This is a genomic window from bacterium, from assembly GCA_004322275.1.
Lineage (GTDB): Bacteria > Desulfobacterota > Deferrisomatia > Deferrisomatales > BM512 > SCTA01.
In genome coordinates this window covers 75144-99979 of the sequence record SCTA01000019.1, presented here as the reverse complement: position 1 = coordinate 99979, position 24836 = coordinate 75144, and the positions used below count along the sequence as shown (strand labels likewise).

The following is a 24836-nucleotide window of genomic DNA, read 5'->3' as shown; positions in this document are numbered from 1 at the left end:
CGACCATGACCACGAAGCGGAGAGCGGCAGCAAAACCTGGGCCTTGCGAGAAGACCTTAATAAGGAAACCTTTAAGCGAAACCCAACAATACCGCCAGCATAGGCATTGCAAACGTCGGGTATCGCTTCGCTCCACCCGACCTACGGTTCCGCTCAAACTGACCTGCATTTGTGCGCTAAAAGGGGACCACCATGAAGCGAAGTGAGAGAAGCTCTTTAAAGTCGATGCTTTTTGCGGCTGTTACGCTGGCGGTAATGACGCTGGCGGCGGTGAGTTTCGCGGAGGAGAAGGCAATCGGCGGCGGAACCGAAAGCGGCGCGACCGGGACGAAGCCCCCGGTTGAAACGCAGGCGGCGCAGGCAATCGGGTTGCCGAAGGGGGTTTCGCATCTAAAGTTCAAGGGCGGGCTTCTGGAGGTAAAGGCCGAGGGCGCGGAACTGACCGAGGTCTTGAAAGCGATCTCGAAAGAAACCGGCGTTGAGTTGGATTTCCCCGAAGATATGCAGGGGAAGGTGACTGTAAACGTCAAAGGCTCGTGGCTGCAGGACGGTTTGACAAAAATCCTTAATGCGGCGGGGGTAAACAGCTACGCCTTCAACTTCAATGACTCCAAAGAAACCCGCCTTTACAAAATCACTATCCTTAAAGACGGAATACCCGGAGCGGAAAAGAGCGCCGACAAAAGCGCCGCAATCACCCAGAAACCCGCCAACTACCCTGAGCCGGGGTTGAAACGCAGATGGAGCGACGAAGAAGCAGAAGCTTACTTCCAGACGAAATATGGACCTTGGTTGAAAGCCAAAGGAGGAGACCAAGCAGGCTTTGTGTTCAGTGTCGCCAGAGGGAAACTCCCCGATTGGATAAAGATCGAGACTCAGGCTGACGCTCTAAGTTTCGCCCAATCCTTCATAGCCGACAATCCCGAAGCCTTTCAGCTTGGAGAGTCGGAACTGCGCCCCAATATGAGGCATTGGGGAGGGAATTATCCAAACATAGATTTTGAACAATATTACAAAGGCATACCTGTTGAAGGAGGATTCGTAAATTTTTCATTTGGCCTGAAAGAACACACTTTACACGTTCTAAATGACCTTGGACCTGTCATCGATATTTCAATCGAGCCGAAAATCACTGCGGAAGAGGCGGTGGAGATCGTTAAAAAGGACCTGAAATCCAAGGGCATAGAATGCGAGGAGGGAGAATACGAAAGAAAGAACAAGCCAAAGCTTTTCATAAGCACTACCTCTAGCCGGGAAGGAATTTCCTATGAATTGCAGTGGGAAGTTGTTTGCTCAACATACGTTTACAGTATAAACGCAAACAACGGGAGTGCTCGTGGACATAATAACGCTGTGGAATAGGATGTAGCCAAGTATATCCTATGAGCCGCGTAGGGTGGGCTCGGCCCACCATAACAGATAAAACTTCAATGTAATTTTATGCTTGCGGGGCTGACTGCCCCTGCACCCCGTTCCAATTTCTTTTGAGCGCCCAAAAGAAATTGGAGAAAGAAAAGGCGCGCCCCCTTTGCGCCAAGGCGCTCGTTCGTCGCTCGGCGAGCGCGCAAATCGCCACGGGCTCATGGCGCGCTCGGAACACCCTCGCTCCCTCACTCGCTGTCGCCGGAGGGCGTGGGGAACGAAAAGAAAGCTCGCCGAAAAACAGAATAATCATATGTTTTTTCGGCTCGAAGGTAATTTGTTTACAACTATTCAAAGAATACGTGTAGACAATCTACCTTCGAGTCCAAAAACATTTCATAATCTCGTTTTGGACGAGCCATCCTTTCGTCCTCTTCGTGGCCCGTAGGTGACGCAGGGAGCTTAAGGCGGAGAGGGCGGCGGGGGGGGTCTTAGCGAGCGTAGCGAACGAGTGCCCCAGCGTTACCATCCGGCAGGGAGGCGTCGTCACAGAGTGCCGCGATTCGCCCGAGCCGCTAGAAGCGAAGAGCCCGAATAGTTTGGCTCTCTTCGGGCGATGAGCGACAACGCGGCTCGGGATGAAGCGTGGCACGAATGCAGCATCCCTGGCAGATGGGAACGCCCTGCCCCCGCCGCAGCGACCGGTCGCTCGAAGAGCGAGCGGAACCTCCCGGGCCGAGTTTTGTCCCACTTTTTCGACAAAAAGTGGGGCGCGGGTGCGGGGCGCGCTAAGCCCCGCTAGATGTGAAACGCGCAGCACACGCATAAAACAAAAATCCCCGCTTTCGCGGGGATTTTTTATGGCGTTAATTCGCGGAGGGCGGGCTATTCGGAGAAGGCCAGCACGTCGAGGGTCATCTCTTTGCCGTTGAAGCCCTTGGGAACGTCCTGGGCGAGCGCCCAGACGATCTTGCGGTTGGAGCCGGGCTCGACCCTCTTGCCGATGTCGCCGCTGACGTGGCGGGCGTCGATGCCCTTGCCTCCGGCTCCCTCTACGTTGAGGGCGACCTGGGCGGGAATCGGGCCTTCGAGATCGTAATAGACGATTACGCTCTCTCCCCTTACCACCAGCCGCAGATTGGTTACGGTGAACTTTGCCTGCTTTTGCTGGGCGGATTCGAGGAGCCACACTATCGTGGAATCGGCGGCGGAGGTTCTTTTGGCGAATTCCAGCGCGCTGAGCCCCATCCGGTCGATCGCGAAAGAGTTTGCGCCGGATTTGAGCAGCAGCCAGGCCACGGTTTCAAATTTCTTTAGCGCCGCCTCCATGAGCGGGGTGCGGCCATGCACGTCGGAGTGGTTTACGTCGGCTCCCTTGTCGACGAGAAGCTGTGAGAGCCTGAAAACGTCTCTTTCGCTGGCGGAATCGGAGTCGGCGAGGGAAAGGGTGAGCAGCAGCGCCCGCCCGAGAGTGCTTTCGTTGAAGGTGTGGGCGCCCAGAAGCTCTTCGGCTTCTTTTATCTGACCCTTGGTGACGTTGGTCAGGAGCTGGTTTCCCATTACGTAGTCGCCCTCGGCGAACGCGGCGCCGAGCCACATGAAGATGGCCGCAAGAGCGATTGCCAGTATCGATGCTCTTTTCATGTGTGCCCCTCCTTCCTTCGGTTAAAACTTAAATGCGCGAAAAATTGCTTCCTGATTTACGTTTTAGAACGGATGCGGAAAATTGCAAGGGGTAAAAATGAATTAAAACGCAATTTTAAAAAGAAAAAAACGGGAGGCGTTAAAAGAGGATTTATCCTATCCCGATTCAGCGGCCCGGGACGGACTCTGCCTTTCGGAATTGTCGCAGCTTCGATAGTCGGGGTAATGCTTTTCGATGCACTCGGGGCAGATGCTGTGGCTGAAGGAGGCTGCGGAATGCTTGACGATGTAAGCCTCGACCTTTTCCCAGTAGCCGCCGTCGTCCCTGATGCTTTTGCAGTGGGAGCAGATGGGGATGAGCCCCTTGAGCGTGTGGATGCTTTCGAGGGCCGCGCTCAGTTTTTTGTTTACCTCCACAAGTTCGGCCGTTTTCTCCAGAAGCGCCGCCTCGGTCCTTTTTTGCCTGGTGAGGTCGGTATGCGCGCCGAGCATCCGCACCGGCTTGCCGGATTCGTCCCGGATGGCGATGCCGCGGCACCGTATCCACACGGTCGAGTTGTCTTTGTGGCGGAATCTGACGACCTGGTCGTAGGGGTGGGAGGGGTCGTTGCAGTGGTTCCTGAAGTTGTCGAGGATTATTTTCAGGTCTTCGGCGTAGACGATGTCCTGCCATTCCGAGGAGAGGTGCTTTCGCCCGGCGGGGTCGTAACCGAGAACTGTCCAGAAGCGGGGGCTCATCCATTCGTTCAGGGGGTTCTCCAGATCCCAGTACCACAGGCCATCGAGAGACCCCTCCTGAAGAAACTCGAAAAACGACTCATCCCGAAGCATAAAACCGTACAGCTCGGTTTTGAGATAGTGTTCCGGCATTTAATCCCCATTAAATCACAATGTAATTCAAGGATAATCTATTGCCGCCCCAATACTGTACCTGTTTACTCCCGAATATTTAACTTAGCAATATAAAACACTGTGTTGGATTGTGTTTAATTTCTCGAAGTGCCGGGGGCTGCTGCCTCTGAAATTTGCGGCGGGTACGGGGCAGGGAGTTTAGAATTCCCGGAGAAGGCCCAGAAGCCGGCTTCGGGAGTCCACGCCCAGCTTCATGAAGGAGGACTTGAGGTGGGATTTTACCGTGTGGAGGCTTAGAAAGAGATTCTCGGCCAGTTCGCGGTTGGACTTGCCGGTGAGGAAGAAGGCCTTGAGAATTTCAGCCTCGCGGCGGGTCAGGGAGTATCTCTGGGAGAGCTTCTCCCAGTCGGGTTCGACATGGGCGACGGCAGGCTTCTTCGCGACCCTGTCGAGGGCCGCTGTAAATTCCTCCATCGTGAAGGGCTTTTTCAGAAAATCGCAGGCCCCCTTCCGCAGACAGTCCACGGCGGCTTCGAGGGTGGCGTAGCCGGTTATGACGATCACTTTCGGCGCGCCCCTCTCCAGTCCGGGAAGGCGCGCCATAAGCGCCGGGCCGTCCAGCACCGGCATCTGGAGGTCGGTCACCAGCACGTCGAAGCGCCCGGAGTTAAGTATCTCCCAGGCGGCTTCGCCGCCTTGCGCCGTCGCCGTCTCGTAGCCCGCGCGGCGGGCAAAAAGCGCCAGCCTCTCCAGCAGGGCGCTCTCGTCGTCGACGAGGAGCACTTTCAGGGGAGATTCCCTCAAGGCTGTTCCCTGGTGCCCCAGGGATGCGAAAAGGTGCCCTTTCTGGACTCGTGTTCTTTGTTGGGACCGAGGTGGCAGACAAAGCATTTAACTCCCGATTCCGGCTCGGCCGCTTCGGAGGGGGGCAGCCCCTCGATGTAGATTTTCAACTTGGCCGACGGAGCCCTCGCATGCACGGGAAGGCTTTCGACGATCTCTCCGTAGCGCTTCGTAATCACCGGGTCGGAGGGCGGACCCGCAATTCTGCCGGGGGCCACCGTCGCCGACCAGGTATTAGAAATGGCGAAACGGTGGCACTTGTCGCAGCCGCCCGGAGGGGGCACTTCCATCATGGCGTGTCTGGCCACGCAGGAGACGGCGGCAAGGGAAAGCGCCGCGAGCGTTAAAAGGCGGGCCGGAAAGGATTCCATCGATGCTCCTTTTTTTATGAAGATTTTCGCGCCCCTGCGTCCGGTCAAGTCAACCTCCTTGAAACGGCAGGGTGGATGTCCTATAAGGGGAATTCTGCCACCCTCTTGCAAGTTTTGAAAGGTAGTTGGACTCTTTGCCCCTGAAAGTTTTCGCCGGACCCTTCCTTATGGCTCCGATGGCCGGCATAACGGACACCCCCTTCCGCGAGCGTCTCCGGAGGTGGGGGTGCGACGCCCTCTCTACGGAGATGATAAGCGCCTCCGCCCTTGTGCGCAACCACCGCGGAACCATTGCGATGGTGGACCCGCCCGACAGGGACGACAATACGGCGGTGCAGCTTGCGGGCGTCAAGCCGGGCGAACTGGAAGAAGGCGCGCGCCTGCTCGCCGCCATCGGCTGGAAGAGGATCGATTTCAACATGGGCTGCCCGGTGCGCAAGGTGGTATCCACCGGCGCGGGGGCCGGGCTGATGAGAAATCTCCCCCTCGCGGCGAGGTGCATAAGGGCGCTTCGGGAGACCTCCGGCGTAGTCCTCACCGTCAAAATGCGCTCCGGCTGGAGCCCCACGGAGGAAAATTACCTCGAAGCCGGGCGGATGGCCGAGGAGTGCGGCGCTGACGGCATCATTTTGCACCCGCGTTTTCGCAGCCAGGGGTATTCGGGAGAGGCCGACTGGGCGAAGATAGCGGCGCTCGCCGGGGCGGTAAAGATTCCCGTCGCAGGAAGCGGAGACGTGAAAAATCCAGGCGATGCGTTAAAATGCCTGAAGGATTATCCTGTGGCGGCGGTAATGATCGGCAGGGCGGCCCTTGCCGAGCCGTGGATCTTTCGCGATGCGAAAAGACTCCTCGCGGGGGAGGAAGTTCCCGGAAGACCTTCGGCCGGGGAGATAGCCGCCGATCTTCTGATACAATACGATCGTCTTGTAGAACTCAAGGGGGAGGGGGCTGCGGTGGGGGAAATAAAGAAATTCGCGGCGTGGGCGCTCAAAGGCTTTGAGATGGCTACCCACAGGCGCAAAGAAGTGATGGAGATAAAGGACGCGGCCCGGATGCGGCAGGCGATAATGTCTTTTAAAGACCTCGAGTACAGGGCCGGAAACTCCGGGGGAGAAGGTTGATGGAAGACCTCTCCGAAAACGGGACCCAGAGTTCGGCGGTGCTTCTCACCGCGGCGGTGGTCAGCAGAAGCCCGCTGATGCGAAAGCGCCTCGCGGCCGTACTTTCGCAGGCCGGTTTCCGGGTGACCGAGGCTGCCGGTTCCTCGGGTTTTTTGCGCCAGAAGAGGCAGCGCCCCTACGTGATATGCTTTCTGGACGTGAGGGGGCCAGGCGGCAACGAGCGAGCCCGGCGCTGCTTTGAAGCCCGCCCCGGCGAAAGGTACGTGCTCATCTCCGATTTACAGCACCCGAGGCCGGACGACAACAACCACAGGTGCAAAAGCTACGGCTGCATACCCGACTCGTTTTCGGGCCAGGACATCATGGACTGGGCGTCGCGCGCCGCCGCCGAAGAGCGCCTCTCGCACGGCGAGCAGTCGCTTGAGGAATTGCTTCTGGACAGGTTCCGCTCCTTCGCCTATCAGGTCGGGAGCGCCTCGATGAGCAACCTCCACGAACTGGTCATGGAGAGAGTCGAAAGACCTCTTTTCAAGGCGGTTCTCGAATGGACCGGGGGTAATCAGAGCCGCGCGGCGGAGATACTCGGGATACACAGAAACACCCTCCGGGCGAAACTCAAAGACCTGGGGCTGTGAGGATTTTGATGAAATACAATCGATTGGCGATACCCCTCTTCGCGCTGCTTTTGCTTCTCTCGCCCCTTACGGCGTCGGCGGCTCTGGCGGTCGGCGCCGCCGAACTGCAAAAATGCGCGTCCATACCCAAGGATTCCGACAGGCTGCTCTGCTACGACTCCCTCTCCAGAAAGCTGGGAATACCCACCGCCAGCAGCGACGGGACAATCTCCACCACACAGGCCAGCTACGGCAAATGGATACTGCGGAACGAGGGGAACAGCGCCGAAGGCTCGCCTTCGGTTTTCGCCTTCACCTTTTCGGAGAAAACCCTCCCCAGGGGTTCCGGCGCGAAACCGGTTATGGCCGTGCGATGCTACCAGGGGGTCACCGAGCTGTTCATAGAAATCCCTCCCGCCGGAAGCAGCCGGGAAGCCGGTGAAAATCCCAACCTCTACGTTCTTCCCTCCCAGGAGAAATCCACCGGGGACAAAGGGATCATCGTCATCGGAGAAGAACCGGCCCAGGCCGGGAAGAGCCTCGCCAAGGCAAGGCTGACGCAGGGAAACGGGAAGAACGTGGACATGCAGCTCAAACCCTCCGCCGACCAGACCGCCTGGTTTCTCCCGAATCCCGTCTCTTTCATAGGCCAGATAAAAAACTCGGCCAAAGTCACCATCGAGGGCCTCAGCGGCATGCCCTCGGGCAAAATGGTCTTCGACATGGAAGGTTTCACCGACGCCCTCACCCCCCTTCGCAACAGTTGCTCCTGGTAAAATTCCCTTACTGAGCGCTTTTCCCTCCCGGCAGGGCGTTTTCTCGCGCTTTTCTTGACACTTTTTGACCCCTTGCGTAGTATAGAATCTTTGGGGAAGAGTGAGGAGATGTCTTTCTTTTTCAATCAGGCGAAGAAATTTTTTCCATCCGAGGCCGCACAGAAAAAAGCGGGCCTGAGCGTGGCCGGACTGGTCATGCTCGTGGTGGTCTGCGTTCTGGCGACGGCGCTTGCCGGTCCCGGAATACGCTTCGCCCCGGTCATCTACTCCGAAGGTGAAATTTCCCAAAACACCGTAAGGGCCCTTCAGGACTACCTCGTCGTCGACGAGGAGGCCACCCTTCAACGCCGCCGCGAGGCTCCCAACCTCGTTCCCTCGGTCTACGACCTCAACGGCCAGGCTATGGAGCAATCGCTTCAGCTCCTGACCGAATCGCTCGCCTCCGTTTTCGAGCCCCCCGTCTCCGGCCCCGAAACAGCGGAGAAACAGCCTGTCTCCCCTCCTTCCGCCGGGAAGATCGCCCAGACCTTTCGTGACCGCTGGTCGATAGTGATATCGGGTGAACTCGCGCAGACCGTAGCCAGGGCAGAGGGGCGAAAGGAACTCTACAGACTCGTGGGCGAGAACCTTAGGCCCTACTACGAGCGCGGGGTTGTCGCCAACCGCGACCTGCTGATGCGGGAGGCGGGGCGAGGGAGCGGCGTCATCGTCAAGGATCTTCAGGCCGGGGAGGAGAGGCCCCTCTCCGAGCTGGCCGGGACCGTCGATTTCGACACCGCGAGAAGCGAGCTCCTGGGCTCGCCCGCGAAGTCGGCCACTTCCCTCGAAAAGCTCTCGGGCATTCTCGCCGCCGAGCTTTTAAGGCCCAATCTGGCCTTCAATCAGGAAGAAACGGCGCTTCGCAGGAAATCGGCCGCGGAATCGGTGAGTCCCGTCTACTATCAGGTGCGCAGGGGTGAGATAATCGTCCGCGAGGGCGACAAGGTTACCGCCGATCAGTCGAGGAAGCTGGCGGGCTACGTAAAGGACACGGGAAACGACGGCCCGGTCTTCCTGCAGAACCTCGGTCTCTTTTTGTCGCTCTTCGCCCTTTGCCTGATCTCTTACGAGTTCGGCAAGCAAAACATAAAGAAGGTCCGCACCTCGCCAAGGGACCTTCTCTTTTTGTCCAGCCTCTTTATCCTGCTTCTGGCGATACAGCGGCTGGGCATGTACGTGGGCGTGAGGCTGGAGCCGGATTCCGCCGAGATTATACGCTTCGCCCTGCCCATGGGGGCGGCCTTCATCGTCGCCCGCATGGTGCTCAACTCCGAGACGGTGATAGTCTTCGCGCTCCCGTACATCGCGGCGGCCTCGGTTTGCGCGGGTCTGGAGAGCGGGTTTTTCCTGCCCCTGATAGCGGGAGGGCTTCTCGGCGGCCATTTCGCGGGGGGAGCCTACCGGAGAATAGATTTTTTCCGCATAGGGGCGATTATCGGCCTCGTGCAGGCCTTCGCCGTGACTCTCATCCTGCTGCAAAAGGGGACGCTCTTCACCCCGGCGGCCCCGTGGCCGGTCATCGGCGCTTTTTTCGGCGGCGTCCTCAGCGCGATACTGGGTATGACCCTCGTTCCCCTCGCCGAATCGGCTTTCGGCTACACAACCGACATGAGGCTAATGGAGCTGGCCAGCCTGGACCACCCGCTGCTGAAGGACATGATGCTCCACGCCCCCGGCACTTACCACCACTCCGTAGTGGTGGGAACGCTGGTCAAGGGGGCCGCCGAGGCTATCGGCGCCCGCGCGGTCCTGGCTATGGTCGCGGCTTACTACCACGACGTGGGCAAGGTAGCGAAGCCCAATTACTTCATCGAAAACCAGCCGTGCGCGAAGAATCCTCACGACAAGCTCTCGCCCTCGATGTCCGCCCTCATCCTCACCTCCCATGTGAAGGAGGGGGTGGAGATGGCGGAAAAGTACAAGCTCGGGCGGGAGATTACCGACATAATAAGCCAGCACCACGGGACGCGGATAATGGCTTATTTCCATGAGAAGGCGCAGGCCCAGGCGAAACCCGGCGGAGGCGGCGAGGTCTCGGAGCAGGAGTTCCGCTACCTCGGGCCGAAGCCTCAGACCAGGGAGGCCGCGCTGGTCATGCTGGCCGACGTGGCGGAGGCCGCCGTGCGGTCGCTCCAGAACGCCACCCAGCCGCGCATACAGGGCGCGGTGCAAAACATGATAAACAGGGTCTTCGCCGAGGGGCAGCTCGACGAGTGCGACCTCGCCCTGAAAGACCTGCACAAGATAGCCCGTTCATTCACGCATATCCTCACGGCTATGCACCACCACAGGATCGATTACCCGGCGCCTGTGTCGAAAGACAAAAAAGAAGATGGAGATATGGATTCGAAACGACAGCCCGAAGGGGGCCGTGGACGAACCGAAGCTGGTCCGGAGGGCCACGAAAGTCTTAAGCGCCTTGGGATATGAGGATGCCGAGCTTTCCGTCTACATCTGTGGCGACGAAGAGATACGGCTCCTCCACAAGGAGTATTTCTCCATAGACGAGCCGACGAACGTAATCAGTTTTTCGCAGTGCGAGGGTGAGTACCCGGAAATAGAGCCCCAGCTGATGGGAGACATAGTCATAAGCTACGAGACCGCCGCCAGGGACGCCGTGGAGGCGGGACACTCTCTGGACGACGAGATCGCTTTTCTCCTTGTCCACGGCATACTTCACCTCTCCGGCTACGACCACGAGGGCGAGAGGGAAAAAGACGCCCCGGAGATGGAAGCCAAAGAGGACGAGCTTTTTAAAATGATTCAAAAAGAGAACTGAAAATGGGTTTTGGAGATATCTGGGAGAAGACGGCCGGTTTTTTCGGGTTTCACCCCGAAAGGCGCGATCTCGTCCGCGAGATGGAAGAGCTGATAGAAGAGGGCACCGCCGAGGGCGTAATCAACCCCGACGAGGAGGAGATGCTCCTCTCCGTGCTGGAGTTTAGAAGGACGCTGGTGCGGGAGATAATGGTGCCGCGCACGCAGATGGCTTGCGTCGAGGTGGAGGCTTCGATAAACGAACTCATCGAAAAAATGACCTCCGAGGGGCATTCCCGCATTCCCGTCTACGAGGGGGACATAGACAAGATAGTCGGCCTGGCCTACGCCCGCGACCTCCTCGAATACTGGGGAAAGAGCGGAGACGAGCCTTCCCTCCGGGAGATTGTTCACACTGCGTACTTTGTCCCGGAGACGATGGGGCTCGAGGTGCTTCTGGCGGAGTTCAAGCGCCGCAAAGTCCACATGGCGATAGCCGTAAACGAATACGGCGGGGTTTCCGGCCTCGTCACGCTGGAAGACGTTCTGGAGGAGATCGTCGGAGACATTCTCGACGAATGGGACATCGAAAGCGAGCCGATGATCCGCGAGCTGCCGGAGGGGTTCGAGGTGGACGGCAGGTGCGACATGGAGACCTTCGAGGAAAAGGTGGGCGTGGATATCGACCTGCCCGGAGAATATGAAACCGTCGGCGGACTGGTCCTCGGAGTGCTGGGCCGGATACCCAGCCCCGGAGAACGCTTCGCGAACAGCGGCCTTGAATTCACCGTGCGCGACGCCGACAGCCGCCGCGTGAAATCGGTGCTTGTGCGCAGGAGCGGCAAGCCAAAAGAGGAAAATGGAAAGGGAGAACGAAAATAACTCTCTGATTATAGCCGTCGCCTCTTCGATGGACAGGGCGAGGCAGCTGACCTCCTTCGTAGAGAAGTCGGGGTACGCCGCGCGTCCGTCCAGAGATCTGGCGGATGCGCTCGACGAAAATCCCGCGCTCGTGATCATAGATCCCGTGGGGTGGGAATCCACCTGCCGGGCGATACTGGAAGACGTCGAGAGGAGGGCCTGCCCTCCCCCGGCGGTTTTTTTCGCGGGCGGCGGGGAATCCGCGCTCTTCGAGGCGGGGCCCGCCCTCGGCCTCATAACGGAGAAGGAATCGCTCAAGGAGACGAAGGAAAAGGTCAGGATCGCACTGGCGGGCAGAAAATACTTCACGACGGCGTGGCCGAGGCTCCCTTCGTCTTTCAAGGACTACGACATCGTCCGGGTAGAAAAGATTCTTACCCTGCACACGGGGGTTTCAGTCAGAATCGACAGGCTTGAGTCTCTCCGGCGCGAATTCTTCCTGCGGGGGGTGGCCAACCTCACCGACAGCCCGCAGGAACTGGAGAGCATCCTCGGCTCACCCAGCGGCGCTACGGACCTGGCGATACTGACCTCCAGGGTCGTCGCGGGCGAAACCTATTTCTGGCGTTATTCGGGGCAGATGCAGTCCCTCAAGGGAGTCCTCCGCAGAAGGTATGAAGAAAATCCGGGGGAACCCCTTAAAATCTGGTGCGCCGGATGCTCCACTGGAGAAGAGGTTTATTCGGCGGTGCTGGCCGCCTTCGAGGAGCTTGGAGAGGACATAAACCTCATCGTCTGGGGCACCGACATCAACACAGCCGCGCTGGCCCGGGCGAAGGAAGCCTGCTACGCCGAACGCTCGGTGCGAAACCTTCCGGAGAGGTTTCTCGAAAACTGGTTTAAAAAGGAAAACCACTGCTGGCAGGTCGCGCCGGAACTGCTCGAAAGGGTCAGGTTCGAGAAGCTCAACCTCTGCAGTCCGGCGGCCAGGGAGTGGGCTTTTATTCACGGCCCCTTCGACGCGGTCTTCTGCAGAAACGTGATAATCTACCTCGACCCCGCAAACAGCAGCGAGGTTAACAAACTCTGTCTTGATTCGATTGGAGAAGGCGGGGGATATTTCCTCGGTTCCTCCGAGATGCTCGTCCCCATACCGGACAACGTCGATGTGGTGCACGAGGCCGGCGCCTTCTTCTACCACAAGGGGAAACAGATCGAGCCGCCCGCCGCCGCCGAGGAACTCGCCGTGTGCCGTTCCAACGGGGAAGAGTTGGAGAATCTCTACCGCAACGGCATAAGAGCCCTCGGAAGAGAGGACTTCGCCGAAGCGGAGAGAGCCTTCAAGGCCATCATCGAGCTGTCGCCGGACGATTCCAGGGGAAACACCGGAATCGCCATCCTCCTCACCAATCAGGGCAGGGAGGTCGAGGCGACCCAGAAGCTGCAAAAGGCGCTGGCGGTGGAGGGCCCCATAGCCGAAGCCTTTTTTCTCCAGGGCCTTCTGGACGAGAGGGCGGGACGGGACAACGAGGCCCTCGGGATGTACGGGAGCGCCATCAACCGCGACCCGAATTTCTTCATGGCGCACGTCAACCGCGCCTGGATACTGAAAAGGCGCGGACGGATGGGAGCCTTCAGGAAAGAGATGCAGTCGGCCCTTGAGGTTTTGAGAAGGATGCCCGGCGGAGCCTCCTGGACGACGGGGGGGCTCGGCTCCGAGGCCATATTGAAGATGGTCGCCGATGCGCTTGGCGACGATGCGGCGGATAGATGAAACCAACCGGAGAAATAAAGGTAAATTTCAGCGAAGAGGAGCGGCTGCGCTACTGGAGCGAGATGGAGAAGCGCGCCGAGGCCCGCAGGGAGCCGAGGGGCAGGCTGCACGTCATCTTCAGCGCCGGAGGCGCGCGGCTGGCTATCGACGCGGCCGCCTGTTCGGGGGTCGTCCCTTTCTCTCCGGCCACGCCTCTTCCCTTTATTTCCCGCCACATTCTGGGAGTCGCCTTCGTCAAGGGAAAGATCATCTCGGTAACCGACACCTGCTCCCTTATTGGCTCCCGGCCGCTGGAAAAGTGGAGATATCTGGTATTGGTAAAGGTCGATCAGGTCGAAACCGCCCTCACGGCGGAAATCGTCGAGAGAGTCCTTCCGGTGGAGGACGACAAGCTCGTGGAGGCCGCGTCGGAGTGGCCGGGAGCGCGCCTTGGACTGGTAAGGGGCAGGGCGAGGGACGTTTTGCCTACTTTGTACGTTCTTGACCCCGTTCGCTGTATTATGCAGGCATTTTGAAGGTCTTTGGAGGGTAAGATGCTGGAGAAGATAAAGAGCAGTCTGACGGCGAAAATAATCCTCTCCGTCGCGGCTCTGATGGTGCTGGCCTTCGGCGGGATGTCGTGGTACGCGGTCAACGAAACCACGCAGACCGTAAAAGAGCTTGAAACCAGATGGACCGAGAATTTCACCGACTATCTGGATATCAGCCTCCAGCACTACATGGAGCTAAACGACCTCGACGGGCTGCAGCACTTCCTCGAAGAGGGCTCAAGGGCCAAGGGCCTCAAGATGGTCAGCATCGTCAGCACGGGCAAGACGATAAAGTACAGCAGCGACCCGGACAAGGTCGGAAGCCCTCTGGATGACCCGGAGGTCAGGGACCTTCTTAACAAGGCCGAAGGGTCGCGGTCGATAGTGAATCTCCAGAAAGACGGAGTCAGCATCACCGCCGTGCCGATTGTCGCAAAGGAAGTCTGCGCGGGCTGCCACGACCACAGGCCCACCGGGAAGTACCTCGGAACGACCATCTTTTCCCACGACGTTAGCTACATTAACCTCCACCTGCAGGAGGTTTTCTGGGAGGGAATGATACTCTTCGCCCTTTCGGGGCTGACGGTTCTCGCGGCCCTTTACTACCTGCTTCGCAGCCTTGTCCTCAAGCCGCTCTTTAGGCTGGTGGACGACGCCAAGGTGATCTCGGACGGCGACCTCTCGCACCAGTTCAAGCTGGAGTCGCATGACGAGATGGGCAAGCTCGCCGAACACCTCTCCACGATGCAGGACCACCTGAAGGACGCCATAAGCGAGATGGCGGGAGTGACGAATTCAATCCTTCGGACCATGCAGGACCTCGATTCCGCCTCCGAAGTGCTGGTAGGCCTCAGCGCCGAGCAATCGAGCGGCGCGGCCGAGCAGGCCGCGGCGGTCCACGAGGTGACCACCGCCGCCCAGCAGATCGCCACCACCTCCTCCCAGATCTCCGGCAACGTCGAATCGATACGCACGATGGCGGCCGACGCCTACGAAGCCTGCATTCGGGGCAGGGACGACGTAAGAAGGGCCGTGGCCGGAATGGGCATGGTCAAGGACAAGGTCCGGGGCATCTCCGAGGCCGCGGTCGAACTGGGGAGAAAATCCCACAAGATCGGGGGCATAGTCTCCATAATCGACGAGATAAGCGAGCAAACGCACCTTCTGGCCCTGAACGCCGCGATCGAGGCTGCGGGCGCGGGAGAGCACGGCAAGCGTTTCGGCGTCGTCGCCGCGGAGGTGAGGCGTCTGGCGGAGAGAACCGTCGAGGCCACCGCCGAGATAAAGTCCCTGATCGAGGAGATTCAGGAATCCACCAACGAGACGGTCATGATAACCGAGCGCGGCGCAAACATCGTCCTGGAGGGCACCTCCAAGGTGGATCTCATCGGCGACACCCTCGAAACCCTTCTCCACCGCGTCGACCAGACCAAGGAAGCCTCGAAGGAGATGGCTATAGCCACCCGCCAGCAGGCTACCGCCGGTGAGCAGCTCGTCATCACCATCACCGACATAAACTCGGTGGCGGTGCAGGTGAGCCGCGCGGCCGAAAAGGTGGAGAAGAACGCGATGCGCCTCAAGAGCGTCGCCGCCGAGCTGAAAAAACTGACCGAAAAGAACGAGCTGCGAAACCAGTTCAAGACATAAAGTAAAGCGAACCTCCAGTTGCAGACAGGCAAATACCTTAAAATATTCGTCGAAGAGGGGCGGGACCTTGTTTCCCGCCTCGAACGGGACCTCGTGCGCCTCGAAAGGGCGCCCACGGATACCGAAGCGGCCGAGAGCGCGCTGCGCGCCGCCCACACCCTCAAGGGAAGTTCGAGGATGGTGGGCCTTCCCGGGGTCAGCAAGGCTGCCCACGGCATAGAAAGCATCATCCAGCACTGCGTGGACGAGGGCAAGAGGGAGGCCTGCGAAGGGATTCAACTCCTTCTGGACGTCATCGACCGCATGAGGGCGGTTTTCGACGCCATAGAAGGGGGAGAAACCACCGACCTTCCCTCCATCGGCTTTGAGCTGGAGGCGAAGAGCGCAGAGGGACAGCCCGGAAAGGACGAGGAAGAGGGCGCGGCCGCAACCGCCGAGCCTGAGGGGGAGGAAAAGGCGGCCAAAGCCCCGAGGTTCCGCCTGGAGGACGAGGGCACCTCACGGCAGAGGGATCTTAGGGCCGACGGAATACGGGTAAGGACCGACAGGCTGGACAAGCTTTTCGACCAGATCGAAAGCGCCCTGGTGGCCGACCGGAAGATGCTCGGCGCCCTGAGGGCGCTCCGCGAATTCTACCCGGGCTTCTCCTCGTCGCACCTTCTCGGGAATCTTGTGGAGCAATTTCATCAGCAAAGCGCTATGCTCGGCGAGATACGCCAGTCCATGCTGAGCCTCAGGATGGTCCCGCTCGCGGACCTCTTCGAGGGATATCCCCGTATGACGAGGGATCTGGCCGCTGAGCTGGAAAAGAACATCCTTCTTTTGATCGACGGCGAGGATACCGAGGTGGACCGCAATCTCGTCGACGACATCCGCGGCTCCCTCACCCATCTCGTAAGGAACGCCATCGACCACGGCATCGAAAAGCCCGGGGAGAGAGAGGCCAAAGGCAAGTCCCCCGCAGGCACCCTCAGCATCCGCGCCTACCACAAGCCCGGCGCGGTGGTAATCGAGGTCGAGGACGACGGAAGGGGGCTCGACGTAGGCGAACTTCGGGAAACGGCGATCCGGAAAGGGTTTTTGCTCCCTTCGGAGGCTATGGCGACCAGCGACGAGGATATCTTCTTTTTGCTCTGCCGTTCGGGCTTCACGACCAGAGATACGGCCGACGAGGTTTCCGGCAGGGGCGTCGGGCTCGACGTGGTGAAGAACACTCTTGAGAAGCTTCAGGGGTCGATGACCATCGCCAGCGAAAAAAACTCCTTCACGCGCTTTCGCCTCTTTCTGCCGCAGTCGATGGCCTCCATGCGCGCCCTCGTCGTCGAGGCGGGAGGCTACAGGGTAGCGATACCCACCCTCTTCGTGGAGAAGTGCGTCGTGGCTTCGGCGCAGAGGCTGGTCAGCAGGGGCGGGCTTTTGCCTTACATGGACGAGCGGCTGCACGTAGTCAGCCTCGACGCGATTCTTGGACTTTCGGCGAAGACACCCGAAAGCGACACCGAGGTCCTGGTGATGCGCTACCGCGGCAAGCGCATGGCGCTGGCGGTCAACCGGATGATCGCCGAGCAGGAGATACTGATAAAGGACGCAGGAGAGCATCTGCGCGACTCGGCGGTGGGCATTCTGGGAGTGACGGTGCTCGAAGGGGGAGTCGTGGCGCCGATTCTCGACATACGCTATATGCACGAGCGGTGGGCGGGGCTTGAGTTCTCCTGCAGGATGAAGGTGCCCAAGCTTCGGCGCGCCCTCAACATTCTAGTGGTGGACGACGCCATCACCTCGCGTCACGTCGTCTCCTCCATCTTGCAGGACATGGGCCACATGGTGACCCAGGCCCAGGACGGCGCCGAAGGGTGGAAGATCGCCGAGAGAGAGACTTTCGACCTCGTGGTCACAGACCTTGAGATGCCGGAAGTGGACGGCATAGAGCTTGTCCGCCGCATAAGGAGAACCGAAAGGACCTCCGAAATGCCCGTGATCATGATGTCGGTGAGATCCACCGAGAGCGTGGTTGCAAAGGCTTACGGAGCGGGCGTGAACGCTTTTATCTCGAAGGAAAAGTTTGACGGCAATCTCCTGAGAAAGACTCTCAGGAATCTTTTCCCGGACGCATAAGAGGGCGGCGCGAACGCCCGGAAAAGTCGCCTTAAGGGGGATGAGGCTGTTGAAAACGTCGAGAGAAGCCCCGGTTTCAAGGAGACGCACAGCGAGAAGCGAGACATAACCGGGTGTTAGGCGAGCTTTGAGCGAGCACGCGACGCCGGAAACGGGGCTCGCAACAGTTTTAAACAGCCTTGGGTTATCGATTCGTACAGGCAGGGGGAGGGAATAAAGGAATACCATGATTCGGGTTATGATTGCGGATGATTCGCGGCTCGTGCGGGGCGTTCTTCGGGAGATTCTCGAACAGGACAAGGAGATCACCGTCGTCTCCGAGGCCGCTAACGGGGCCGAGGCGGTGGAGAGATGCCTGAAGGACAAGCCGGACGTGGTTCTCATGGACGTCCAGATGCCCGTCATGGACGGCATAGAGGCCGTGCGGCGGATCATGGAATCGTGCCCTACGCCGGTCATCGTTCTTTCCGCCTCGGTTAATTCAAGCGAAACCCGTTCGGCCTTCGCCGCCCTGAACGCCGGCGCGATCGACGCAATCGCAAAGCCCCACGGAATAGTAAGCCAGGAAACCTTCGGCGCGATAGCCGACGACATCGTAAGCAGGATAAAGCTCTACAACCGCGTCGGCAAGAAGGGCAAGTGGGCGGCCGATTACGAGCAGAAGGTCGAGAGGATAAAGACCCCCACCCTATCCTCGAAGATAATCGGCATAGCCGCCTCGACGGGAGGACCGGGCTCGCTGGCCACCGTCCTCGGCGCGCTTAAAAACGATTTTCCCTGTCCCATCCTTATCGTCCAGCACATCACCGTCGGCTTCATGAAGGGGTTTTCGGAGTGGCTCGCCAGGGAGACCCAGCTTGAGGTCCATCTGGTGGAACACGCGATGCGTCTTGAGCCCGGCGTGGTCTACCTGCCGCCGGACGACCACCACCTCGAAGTCGCCAGAGGGTCGGTCACCCTCTCGGACAGCCCGCCCATACAGGGCTGCCGTCCCTCGGCGGATGTCCTTTTCACCTCGATGGCCAAGGAGTACGGCGAGCGCGCGGTCGCGGTGGTTCTGACCGGCATAGGGGCCGACGGCGCGGAGGGCGCGGCGGCGGTGCGAAAGGCCGGAGGAGAGGTCATCGCCCAGGATGAGGAAACCAGCATAGTTTTCGGGATGCCGAGGGCCGCCATAGAGCGCGGCGCGGCTACCCACATAGCGCCGCTTAACCGCATACCCTCTGTCCTGGCCGAGATTGTCGGCGGCGGCGGCGAGGAGGCGCAGGAGGGGGCGTTTTCCGAGAGGGAGTCGGTGCAGGAGGTACTTGTCGTAGACGACAGCCCCACCATGCGCGCGATGATCTACGACATCCTCGCCGCCAACGGCCACAGGGTCCGGCAGGCGGAGAACGGCAGGATAGCCCTTGAGGAAATAGCCCAGAAGGAGCCCGATCTCGTCGTCCTGGACGTTATGATGCCGGAGCTCGACGGCTACGCCGTCTGCAGGAGGCTCCGCGAGCACCACGGCTATATCCCCGTCCTCATGGTCACGGCGAAAGGAGCCGCCGAGGACCTCGTCAGGGGGCTGGAGGCGGGCGCGGACGACATAATCGCCAAACCCTTCGAGCCGATGGAGCTGGGCGCGAGGGTCTCCTCCCTGCTTCGCATAAGAGCCCTCCACCAGAGGCTCTACACGCAGAATCTCGAACTCGAATCCAAGAACAAGGAGCTTGAGAGGCTCGCCAAAGCCCTCAACCGGGCAAACAAGGAACTGACCCTCCTCAGCGTCACCGATGGCCTCACGAGGGCCTACAACCACCGCCATTTCCAGGAGCGCTTCAAGGCCGAGTTCGCCCGCGCCGAGCGCTACGGGACTTTCCTCAGCTGCGTCCTCATCGACATAGACCATTTCAAGAAGATAAACGACACCTACGGCCACCCGGTGGGGGATCAGGTCCTCATCCGCCTCGTAGAGATCTTGCAGGAGTCGGTGAGAAAGGAAGACCTCGTGGCGCGTTACGGCGGCGAGGAATTCGTCCTAATCCTGCCCGAGACCTCGGGGCCCAGAAGCCTCCTTCTGGCCAGACGCATAAGGGAGCGGGTCGAACGCGAGATGGTCAAGGTGGAAAACAACCTCTCGGTGCCTTTTACCGTAAGCCTCGGCGTCGCCTGCTACGAGCCCAACGGCGTCATTCACACCTCCGAAGAACTGATTTCAAAAGCGGACGCGGCACTCTATCGCGCCAAAGAAAATGGAAGAAACCGCGCAGAGCTGGCGTGACAGGCGTCTTTTATTATTCGCGGCCTTCGGCGCGGCGGTAGCCCTCTTCGGATTTCCGCCGGGGCGGTTGTGGCTTCTGGCCCTCCTCGCGCCCGCCCCGCTCATCGCCTTTAGCGTCCAGAACCCTCCGAAGGCCGCCGCCAGGGCAGGCTTCGCCTACGGCTTCGGCTTCTTTTCGGGGCTTATCTACTGGATAGCCTACACCCTTACCGTTTTCGGCTACCTCCACTGGGTCATCTCGGTGCCGATACTCCTTCTCTTCGTCTCCTATCTCGCCCTCTACCCGGCCCTTTTCTCCTTCGGCGTTTCGCGCCTCTCGGAAAACGGCGGGCCAAAGTGGGCGCTCGCGGCCGCCCCGATCCTCTGGACCGGGCTGGAGTGGGCGAGGAGCTACCTCTTTACCGGCTTCGGGTGGGGAGACATACCGCAGGCGCTCTGGCGTGAAAGGTGGGCGCTAGATCTCGCGCCCTCCGTCGGAGCGGGCGGCGTCCTTTTCCTCGCCCTCTGCCTGAACGTGGCCGCCGCCTGGCTCTTTTTGCCGGGGAAGGAAAAGAGGGCGTCGGCGGCCGCGCTGGCGGTGCCTGCGGCGGCGCTCACCGTCCTTGGCGTTTTGTACTCGACCGAAAAGCCCGCGAGCGAACTTGTGCGCAAGGGCGTGGCCGGAATCGTTCAGGGGAACATTCCCCAGGGCTCCAAGTGGGAGCCGACCCAGAACGACGCGATAATGAAGCGCTATCGCGACCTAACCCTGAAGCTGACCGGGGAGGGGAAGGCCGATTTCATCCTCTGGCCCGAGACCGCCGTGCCCGGCTTCGTCCAGTTCGATAATTTCGAGAAAAGGGCGGTCGAGGCGGCGGCAAAAGCGGCAAAGACTCCGCTTATCTTCGGAGCCCCTGCGGTGGAGGCCGTTCCCGGCGGCAAAAGGCAGGACCGCAACGGGGTCTTCTCGATTAGCGAGACCGGGGGTATACTGGGGCGGTACGACAAGGTGCACCTCGTCCCCTTCGGCGAATACGTCCCCCTCGCGGGGATACTGCCTTTCATCAGCAAGCTTACTCAGGCCTCCGGCGATTTTAGGCCGGGCACGGCGGTATTTCCGGTTCCCTTCGGCAAGGAGGGACTCAAAGCCGGGCCTCTGGTCTGTTTTGAATCGATCTTCCCCGAGCTGGCTACGGCGCAGGCCAAAGCCGGCGCTGAAATTCTCGTGGTGCTCACCAACGACGCCTGGTTCGGCAATACCTCCGCGCCGGAGCAGCATCTGGCCTATTCGGCGTGGAGGGCGGCGGAGAACGGGCTTTGGCTCGCGAGAGCCGCGAACACCGGGATAAGCGCGGTCTTCGACGGGCAAGGAGAGATGATCTCCTCCACGAAACTCGACGAAACGGTTTCCTTTCTGGCCGAGGTGGAGTACCGCAGGAGCGACGGCCTTTTGCAGTCGAAGCTCTCGCCCCTCACGGGCCCTTTTTCCCTCCTCTTGGCTATAGTGATTTATTCTGTTATCCTTCGCCCCTCCAAAAAACCCGGAAAAAAGGTCTAGAAATGTCAAGCGCCCAGAAAGTGGAAGAATTATCGAACCGTCTTCAGGATTTATGGAGGCATCTTTGACCTCGCCGACAAGGAAAAACGTCTGGCGAAACTCGACGAGGTGATGGCCAGCCCCGATTTTTGGGGCGATCAGGAAAAGGCCGGAGTAATCGGCAAGGAGAGGACTCGCCTCAAGACCGAGTTGGATCTCTGGAAAGCGCTCAACGCCGAGGCGGAGGACCTGAAAGTCGCCTTTGAGCTTCTGGCGGAGGGCGAAGACCCCGAGCTTCTGGCTGAAACCTCGACTCGGTGCGAAAAGCTCGAAGCGGAAGTCCACGCGATGGAATTTCACAAGATGCTCTCCGGTCCGCACGACCCGAACGACGCCATTCTCGACATAAACGCGGGCGCGGGCGGCACCGAGGCGCAGGATTGGGCCGGGATGCTCCTTCGCATGTACATGCGCTGGGGGGAGGACAGGGGCTACGAAGTCGAACTTATGGACAAGCTCGACGGCGACGAGGCGGGGATAAAATCCGCGACGATAGCTGTCGCGGGCCCTTACGCCTACGGTTACCTGAAGGCCGAGGCCGGGGTCCACAGGCTGGTCCGCATCAGCCCCTTCGATTCCCAGGCCCGCAGGCACACCTCTTTCGCCTCAGTGGCCGTTCTCGCCGACTCCGAGGAGGATTCCACGATAGAGATCGACGAGAAGGACCTGAAGATAGACGTCTTTCGCGCCAGCGGCGCGGGCGGACAGCACGTCAACAAGACCGAATCGGCGGTGCGGATCACCCACCTGCCTTCTGGAATCGTCGTCGGCTGCCAGTCGGAGCGCAGTCAGCACAAGAACCGCTCCAACGCCATGAGGATACTCCGGGCGCGCCTTCAGGAGCTCGAAGAGCGAAAGAGAGACGCCGAGCGCGCCGAGCGCGAGGTATTGAAAAAGGAGATCGCTTGGGGCAGCCAGATACGTTCCTACGTTCTCCAGCCCTACCAGAAGATAAAGGATCACCGCACGGGAATCGAGGAGGGAAATGTCCAGAAGGTTCTCGACGGGGGTATAGACGAATTTATCGAAGGTTTTCTTATCCGCTCTTCGCAAGGGGGGTAGCAGTTCCTTCGGCCCAATAAAAAACCGCGCTCCGGCGCGGTTTCAGATGTAGGGTGGGCTCGGCCCGCCAAGCAAATCCTGTCTGTGTAAACCGGTTTATGGTTGCGAGGCTCTGCCTCGCGCTCCTTGGTACTTCTTTTAGAAAGAAGTACCCAAGAAATCGGCCCGGAAGGAGCCGCTCGCTCTGCGAGCGACCGGTCGCTACGGCGGGGGCGTGAGGGGGCACCCGTTCGCTGCGCTCACTAAGACCCCCCCGCCGCCCTTTCCGCCTCCGCTCCCTGCGTCACCTACGGGCCACGGGGTGGAGACGAAAGGAAGGCTCGCCGATAAGCGGTGTGTGTTTGTTCGCTTATCGGCTCGAAGGTATTCTGTTACAACTATGTAAAAATCCACCTTGAAGTTCCCGGCGGCGGGGCCGCTTTCTTCTTATTTTTTCATCTCTTCGGCCCGCTTTTTGGCTTCTTCCTGGGCTTTTTGTTCTTGTTCCTTCATTTTTTTCGCGCGTTCGTAGGCGTTCGCCTGCTCGCGATCCTGCGTCTCTTGCATTTTCTGCATGCGAAGGCGCCACTCGTCCAGCTTCTTTTTCCTGTCTCCGCCGGTGGTCAGGGGGCCTTCGGACTGGGGTTCCGCAGGCGTTTCCGCGCTCGCGGCGGGGGTTTCGGACGGCGGCGGGCTGGCTTTCGCCGTTGTTTCCGCCTCAGCCGCGTTTGAAGGATCCGGGGCGAGCGGGCTTGCCGCTGCCTCGGGAGAGTACTGTTTGACGGGAGCAACTTCCTGCGCCTTGGGGGCGAAGTCCATGGTAGTGGCGGGTTCGTCAGGCTTTTTCGAGTCGACCTCTTTGGTCTTTAGCTGCCACTGCTTGATCTTGTCCAGCTTGCCGCGCTTGGGATCAACCGTTTCGGGTTTCGTAGGAGTGGTCTCCTGAGCGGTTTTCTCAGCGGCGGCCTTATCTTTGGCAAGCTGTTCAGCCGCTTCGAGATCGGTTTTTTCTTTCGCCAGCTTGTCGGCTGCGGCCTTTTCCCGGGCGAGCTTTTCAGCCGCCTCGCGGTCAGCCTTTTCTTTGGCTGCTTTCTCGGCGGCAGCCTTCTCAGCCGCAGCTTGTTCGGAAGCGACCTTCGCTTTGGCCAGCTTTTCAAGAGCCGCCTTTTCGGCCGCGGCTTTCTCGGCGGCTTCCTTCTCCGCGGCGGCTTTCGCCCGGGCCTGCTTTTCAGCCGCCTCAAGGTCGGCTTTTTCCTTGGCCAGCTTAAGGGCGTTCATCCTTTCGGTAACAGCCTTATCAGCGACGGCCTTCTCGGCAGCGGCTTTCTCAGCGACGGCCTTCTCGGCAGCGGCTTTCTCAGCGACGGCCTTCTCGGCAGCGGCTTTCTCAGCGACGGCCTTCTCGGCAGCGGCTTTCTCGGCGGCGGCTTTCTCGGCAGCGGCCTTCTCGGTAGCGGCCTTCTCGGTAGCGGCCTTCTCGGTAGCGGCCTTCTCAGCGGCGGCTTTCTCAGCGGCGGCTTTCTCGGTAGCGGCCTTCTCAGCGGCGGCTTTCTCGGCGGCAGCCTTCTCGGCGGCAGCCTTCTCGGCGGCAGCCTTCTCGGCGGCAGCCTTCTCGGCGGCTTCGCGTTCGGCTTTTTCCCTGGCAAGCCGGGCTGCAGCTTCGCGCTCCGCTTTTTCCTTCGCCGCCTTTTCTATCGCGGCTTTTTCTGCGGCGCTTTTCGCGTTGGCGGCTTCCCTGTCGGCCTTCAGCTTCGCGGCTTTTTCGGCCTCTATGCGTTCGGCCTTTTCCTTTGCGGCCTTCTCGGCGGCAGCTTTTTCAGCAGCAGCCTTCTCAGCAGCAGCTTTCTCAGCAGCAGCTTTCTCGGCAGCAGCTTTCTCGGCAGCAGCTTTCTCGGCAGCAGCTTTCTCAGCAGCAGCTTTCTCAGCAGCAGCTTTCTCAGCAGCAGCTTTCTCAGCGGCTGCCTTTTCAGCGGCTGCTTTCTCAGCCTCGGCTTTTTCTTTGGCGGCCTTTTCGGAGGCGGCTTCGCGCTCCTTTTTCTGCTTTTCCGCCTTCTCGGCGGCTGCCTTCTGGGCTTCCGCCTTGGCGGCTTCCTCGGGCTGGAGAAGCTTCAAGTCTTCGCCGGAGAGTTTCAGATCCTTGGGAGCGGGCGCAGGAACGGGAGCGGATGCGCTTCCACCGAGCAGATTGCGGGCTTCTCCCGCGGCTGCCTTTTCGACTTCGGCCTTGCGGAAATTCTCAAGAACCTCCAGAGCCTCTATGCGGTAGGGGGTGTCGCCGTAAATTTCCAGAAATTTTTCAATGGCAGTGGGAGACCCGGACTCTTCGGCCAGGGTCAGGGCGTCCGAAGCGGAACTGAGGTGGGCCGCGCGGGCTCGGGCCTTCTGCGCGAGAGGCGATTTAGGGTTTTTGTCGGCGAAGGTTTCGAGCGCCCCCACGGTGTCGGCCTTTGTCGCGGTGATATACTCCGCTTCTTCGCGGCCTCGCGCTTCGAGCCACTTGGCGCGCACCGTCCGTGCCTCCGGGGCCTGGGGGGAATCGGGATGGTTCTTCAGAAATTCGTCCATCTCCTCGGGAGCGCCGGAGGCCAGCGCCCGGCCGAAAGCGGACTGTATCTCGGCGTCCTGCCGGGATTTTATGTCTTCGTATTCC

Annotated in this window: 17 protein-coding genes and 2 pseudogenes; 14 read left to right on the top strand and 5 right to left on the bottom strand. The window is 59.9% G+C overall.

Translation table 11 applies throughout. The features are described from left to right. Nucleotides 1-192 precede the first annotated feature (192 nt). Nucleotides 193-1362: a hypothetical protein gene (locus EPN96_06515; protein TAL17250.1), complete on the top strand. Its 1170-nt coding sequence runs from the start codon at nt 193-195 to the stop codon at nt 1360-1362. An 885-nt stretch (nt 1363-2247) separates the two neighbouring features. Here EPN96_06515 and EPN96_06510 read toward each other — a convergent pair. The 4 genes and pseudogenes from EPN96_06510 to EPN96_06495 all read right to left on the bottom strand — a co-directional run bounded on the left by EPN96_06510 (nt 2248) and on the right by EPN96_06495 (nt 5120). After that, entirely contained in the window at nt 2248-3006 is a 759-nt protein-coding gene (locus EPN96_06510) for an ankyrin repeat domain-containing protein (GenBank protein ID TAL17249.1), read from the bottom strand. A gap of 465 nt (nt 3007-3471) precedes the next feature. Continuing rightward, a pseudogene (locus EPN96_06505) lies at nt 3472-3876 on the bottom strand (PAS domain-containing protein). A 180-nt stretch (nt 3877-4056) separates the two neighbouring features. Continuing rightward, nucleotides 4057-4749: a DNA-binding response regulator gene (locus tag EPN96_06500; GenBank protein TAL17248.1), complete on the bottom strand. Its 693-nt coding sequence runs from the start codon at nt 4747-4749 to the stop codon at nt 4057-4059. Continuing rightward, nucleotides 4659-5120: a hypothetical protein gene (locus tag EPN96_06495; GenBank protein TAL17247.1), complete on the bottom strand. Its 462-nt coding sequence runs from the start codon at nt 5118-5120 to the stop codon at nt 4659-4661. Before EPN96_06495 ends, EPN96_06500 begins: the two co-directional genes overlap by 91 nt. 119 nt (nt 5121-5239) lie before the next feature. On the opposite strand from EPN96_06495, the gene EPN96_06490 reads away from it, so the two are divergent. From EPN96_06490 to EPN96_06430, 13 genes are all read left to right on the top strand, one after another. After that, entirely contained in the window at nt 5240-6193 is a 954-nt protein-coding gene (locus tag EPN96_06490; GenBank protein ID TAL17246.1) for a tRNA-dihydrouridine synthase, read from the top strand. A gap of 362 nt (nt 6194-6555) precedes the next feature. Further along, entirely contained in the window at nt 6556-6828 is a 273-nt protein-coding gene (locus EPN96_06485; GenBank protein ID TAL17254.1) for a Fis family transcriptional regulator, read from the top strand. Between the two features lie 8 nt (nt 6829-6836). After that, on the top strand, nt 6837-7583 hold the full coding sequence (locus tag EPN96_06480; protein TAL17245.1) for a hypothetical protein: 747 nt from the start codon (nt 6837-6839) through the stop codon (nt 7581-7583). A gap of 108 nt (nt 7584-7691) precedes the next feature. After that, nucleotides 7692-10052, top strand: coding sequence for an HDIG domain-containing protein (locus tag EPN96_06475; GenBank protein ID TAL17244.1), 2361 nt, complete (start codon nt 7692-7694; stop codon nt 10050-10052). Continuing rightward, complete coding sequence (ybeY, locus tag EPN96_06470) at nt 9955-10401, top strand: rRNA maturation RNase YbeY (GenBank protein ID TAL17243.1); 447 nt, start codon at nt 9955-9957, stop codon at nt 10399-10401. Before EPN96_06475 ends, ybeY begins: the two co-directional genes overlap by 98 nt. A 2-nt stretch (nt 10402-10403) precedes the next feature. After that, nucleotides 10404-11261 carry an HlyC/CorC family transporter gene (locus tag EPN96_06465; GenBank protein ID TAL17242.1) on the top strand — a complete coding sequence of 286 codons (858 nt, stop codon included), beginning with the start codon at nt 10404-10406 and terminating at the stop codon, nt 11259-11261. Continuing rightward, a complete protein-coding gene (locus EPN96_06460) occupies nt 11239-13014 on the top strand; it encodes a hypothetical protein (GenBank protein TAL17241.1) in 1776 nt (591 codons plus the stop codon). Before EPN96_06465 ends, EPN96_06460 begins: the two co-directional genes overlap by 23 nt. Beyond that, a complete protein-coding gene (locus EPN96_06455) occupies nt 13011-13529 on the top strand; it encodes a chemotaxis protein CheW (protein TAL17240.1) in 519 nt (172 codons plus the stop codon). Before EPN96_06460 ends, EPN96_06455 begins: the two co-directional genes overlap by 4 nt. Before the next feature lie 18 nt (nt 13530-13547). Next, the gene (locus tag EPN96_06450; protein ID TAL17239.1) at nt 13548-15191 is read left to right on the top strand and encodes a methyl-accepting chemotaxis protein; all 1644 of its coding nucleotides are present in this window, start codon (nt 13548-13550) and stop codon (nt 15189-15191) included. Nucleotides 15192-15209: 18 nt separating this feature from the next. Further along, the gene (locus tag EPN96_06445) at nt 15210-17306 is read left to right on the top strand and encodes a hybrid sensor histidine kinase/response regulator (GenBank protein ID TAL17238.1); all 2097 of its coding nucleotides are present in this window, start codon (nt 15210-15212) and stop codon (nt 17304-17306) included. Between the two features lie 226 nt (nt 17307-17532). Next, nucleotides 17533-19569 carry a chemotaxis-specific protein-glutamate methyltransferase CheB gene (gene cheB / locus EPN96_06440; GenBank protein TAL17237.1) on the top strand — a complete coding sequence of 679 codons (2037 nt, stop codon included), beginning with the start codon at nt 17533-17535 and terminating at the stop codon, nt 19567-19569. Further along, nucleotides 19541-21106, top strand: coding sequence for an apolipoprotein N-acyltransferase (gene lnt, locus EPN96_06435; protein ID TAL17236.1), 1566 nt, complete (start codon nt 19541-19543; stop codon nt 21104-21106). Before cheB ends, lnt begins: the two co-directional genes overlap by 29 nt. A 2-nt stretch (nt 21107-21108) precedes the next feature. Further along, nucleotides 21109-22207 (top strand): peptide chain release factor 2 gene (locus EPN96_06430; GenBank protein TAL17235.1). Its coding sequence is split into 2 segments (ribosomal slippage): nt 21109-21171 and nt 21173-22207, totalling 1098 coding nucleotides; the frame shifts between segments, so codons are not numbered across the junction. A 1416-nt stretch (nt 22208-23623) separates the two neighbouring features. On the opposite strand, the pseudogene EPN96_06425 reads toward EPN96_06430, so the two are convergent. Then, a pseudogene (locus EPN96_06425) lies at nt 23624-24268 on the bottom strand (hypothetical protein). Nucleotides 24269-24836: the final 568 nt, after the last annotated feature.

Coding starts and splice junctions, on each gene's coding strand:
- EPN96_06490 (TAL17246.1), top strand. CDS start 5,240: ATGGCTCCGATGGCCGGCATAACGGACACCCCCTTCCGCGAGCGTCTC.
- ybeY (TAL17243.1), top strand. CDS start 9,955: ATGGAGATATGGATTCGAAACGACAGCCCGAAGGGGGCCGTGGACGAA.
- EPN96_06450 (TAL17239.1), top strand. CDS start 13,548: ATGCTGGAGAAGATAAAGAGCAGTCTGACGGCGAAAATAATCCTCTCC.
- EPN96_06500 (TAL17248.1), bottom strand. CDS start 4,749: ATGCTTTGTCTGCCACCTCGGTCCCAACAAAGAACACGAGTCCAGAAA.
- EPN96_06475 (TAL17244.1), top strand. CDS start 7,692: ATGTCTTTCTTTTTCAATCAGGCGAAGAAATTTTTTCCATCCGAGGCC.
- EPN96_06485 (TAL17254.1), top strand. CDS start 6,556: ATGGACTGGGCGTCGCGCGCCGCCGCCGAAGAGCGCCTCTCGCACGGC.
- EPN96_06515 (TAL17250.1), top strand. CDS start 193: ATGAAGCGAAGTGAGAGAAGCTCTTTAAAGTCGATGCTTTTTGCGGCT.
- EPN96_06465 (TAL17242.1), top strand. CDS start 10,404: ATGGGTTTTGGAGATATCTGGGAGAAGACGGCCGGTTTTTTCGGGTTT.
- EPN96_06460 (TAL17241.1), top strand. CDS start 11,239: ATGGAAAGGGAGAACGAAAATAACTCTCTGATTATAGCCGTCGCCTCT.
- lnt (TAL17236.1), top strand. CDS start 19,541: ATGGAAGAAACCGCGCAGAGCTGGCGTGACAGGCGTCTTTTATTATTC.
- EPN96_06510 (TAL17249.1), bottom strand. CDS start 3,006: ATGAAAAGAGCATCGATACTGGCAATCGCTCTTGCGGCCATCTTCATG.
- EPN96_06480 (TAL17245.1), top strand. CDS start 6,837: ATGAAATACAATCGATTGGCGATACCCCTCTTCGCGCTGCTTTTGCTT.
- cheB (TAL17237.1), top strand. CDS start 17,533: ATGATTCGGGTTATGATTGCGGATGATTCGCGGCTCGTGCGGGGCGTT.
- EPN96_06455 (TAL17240.1), top strand. CDS start 13,011: ATGAAACCAACCGGAGAAATAAAGGTAAATTTCAGCGAAGAGGAGCGG.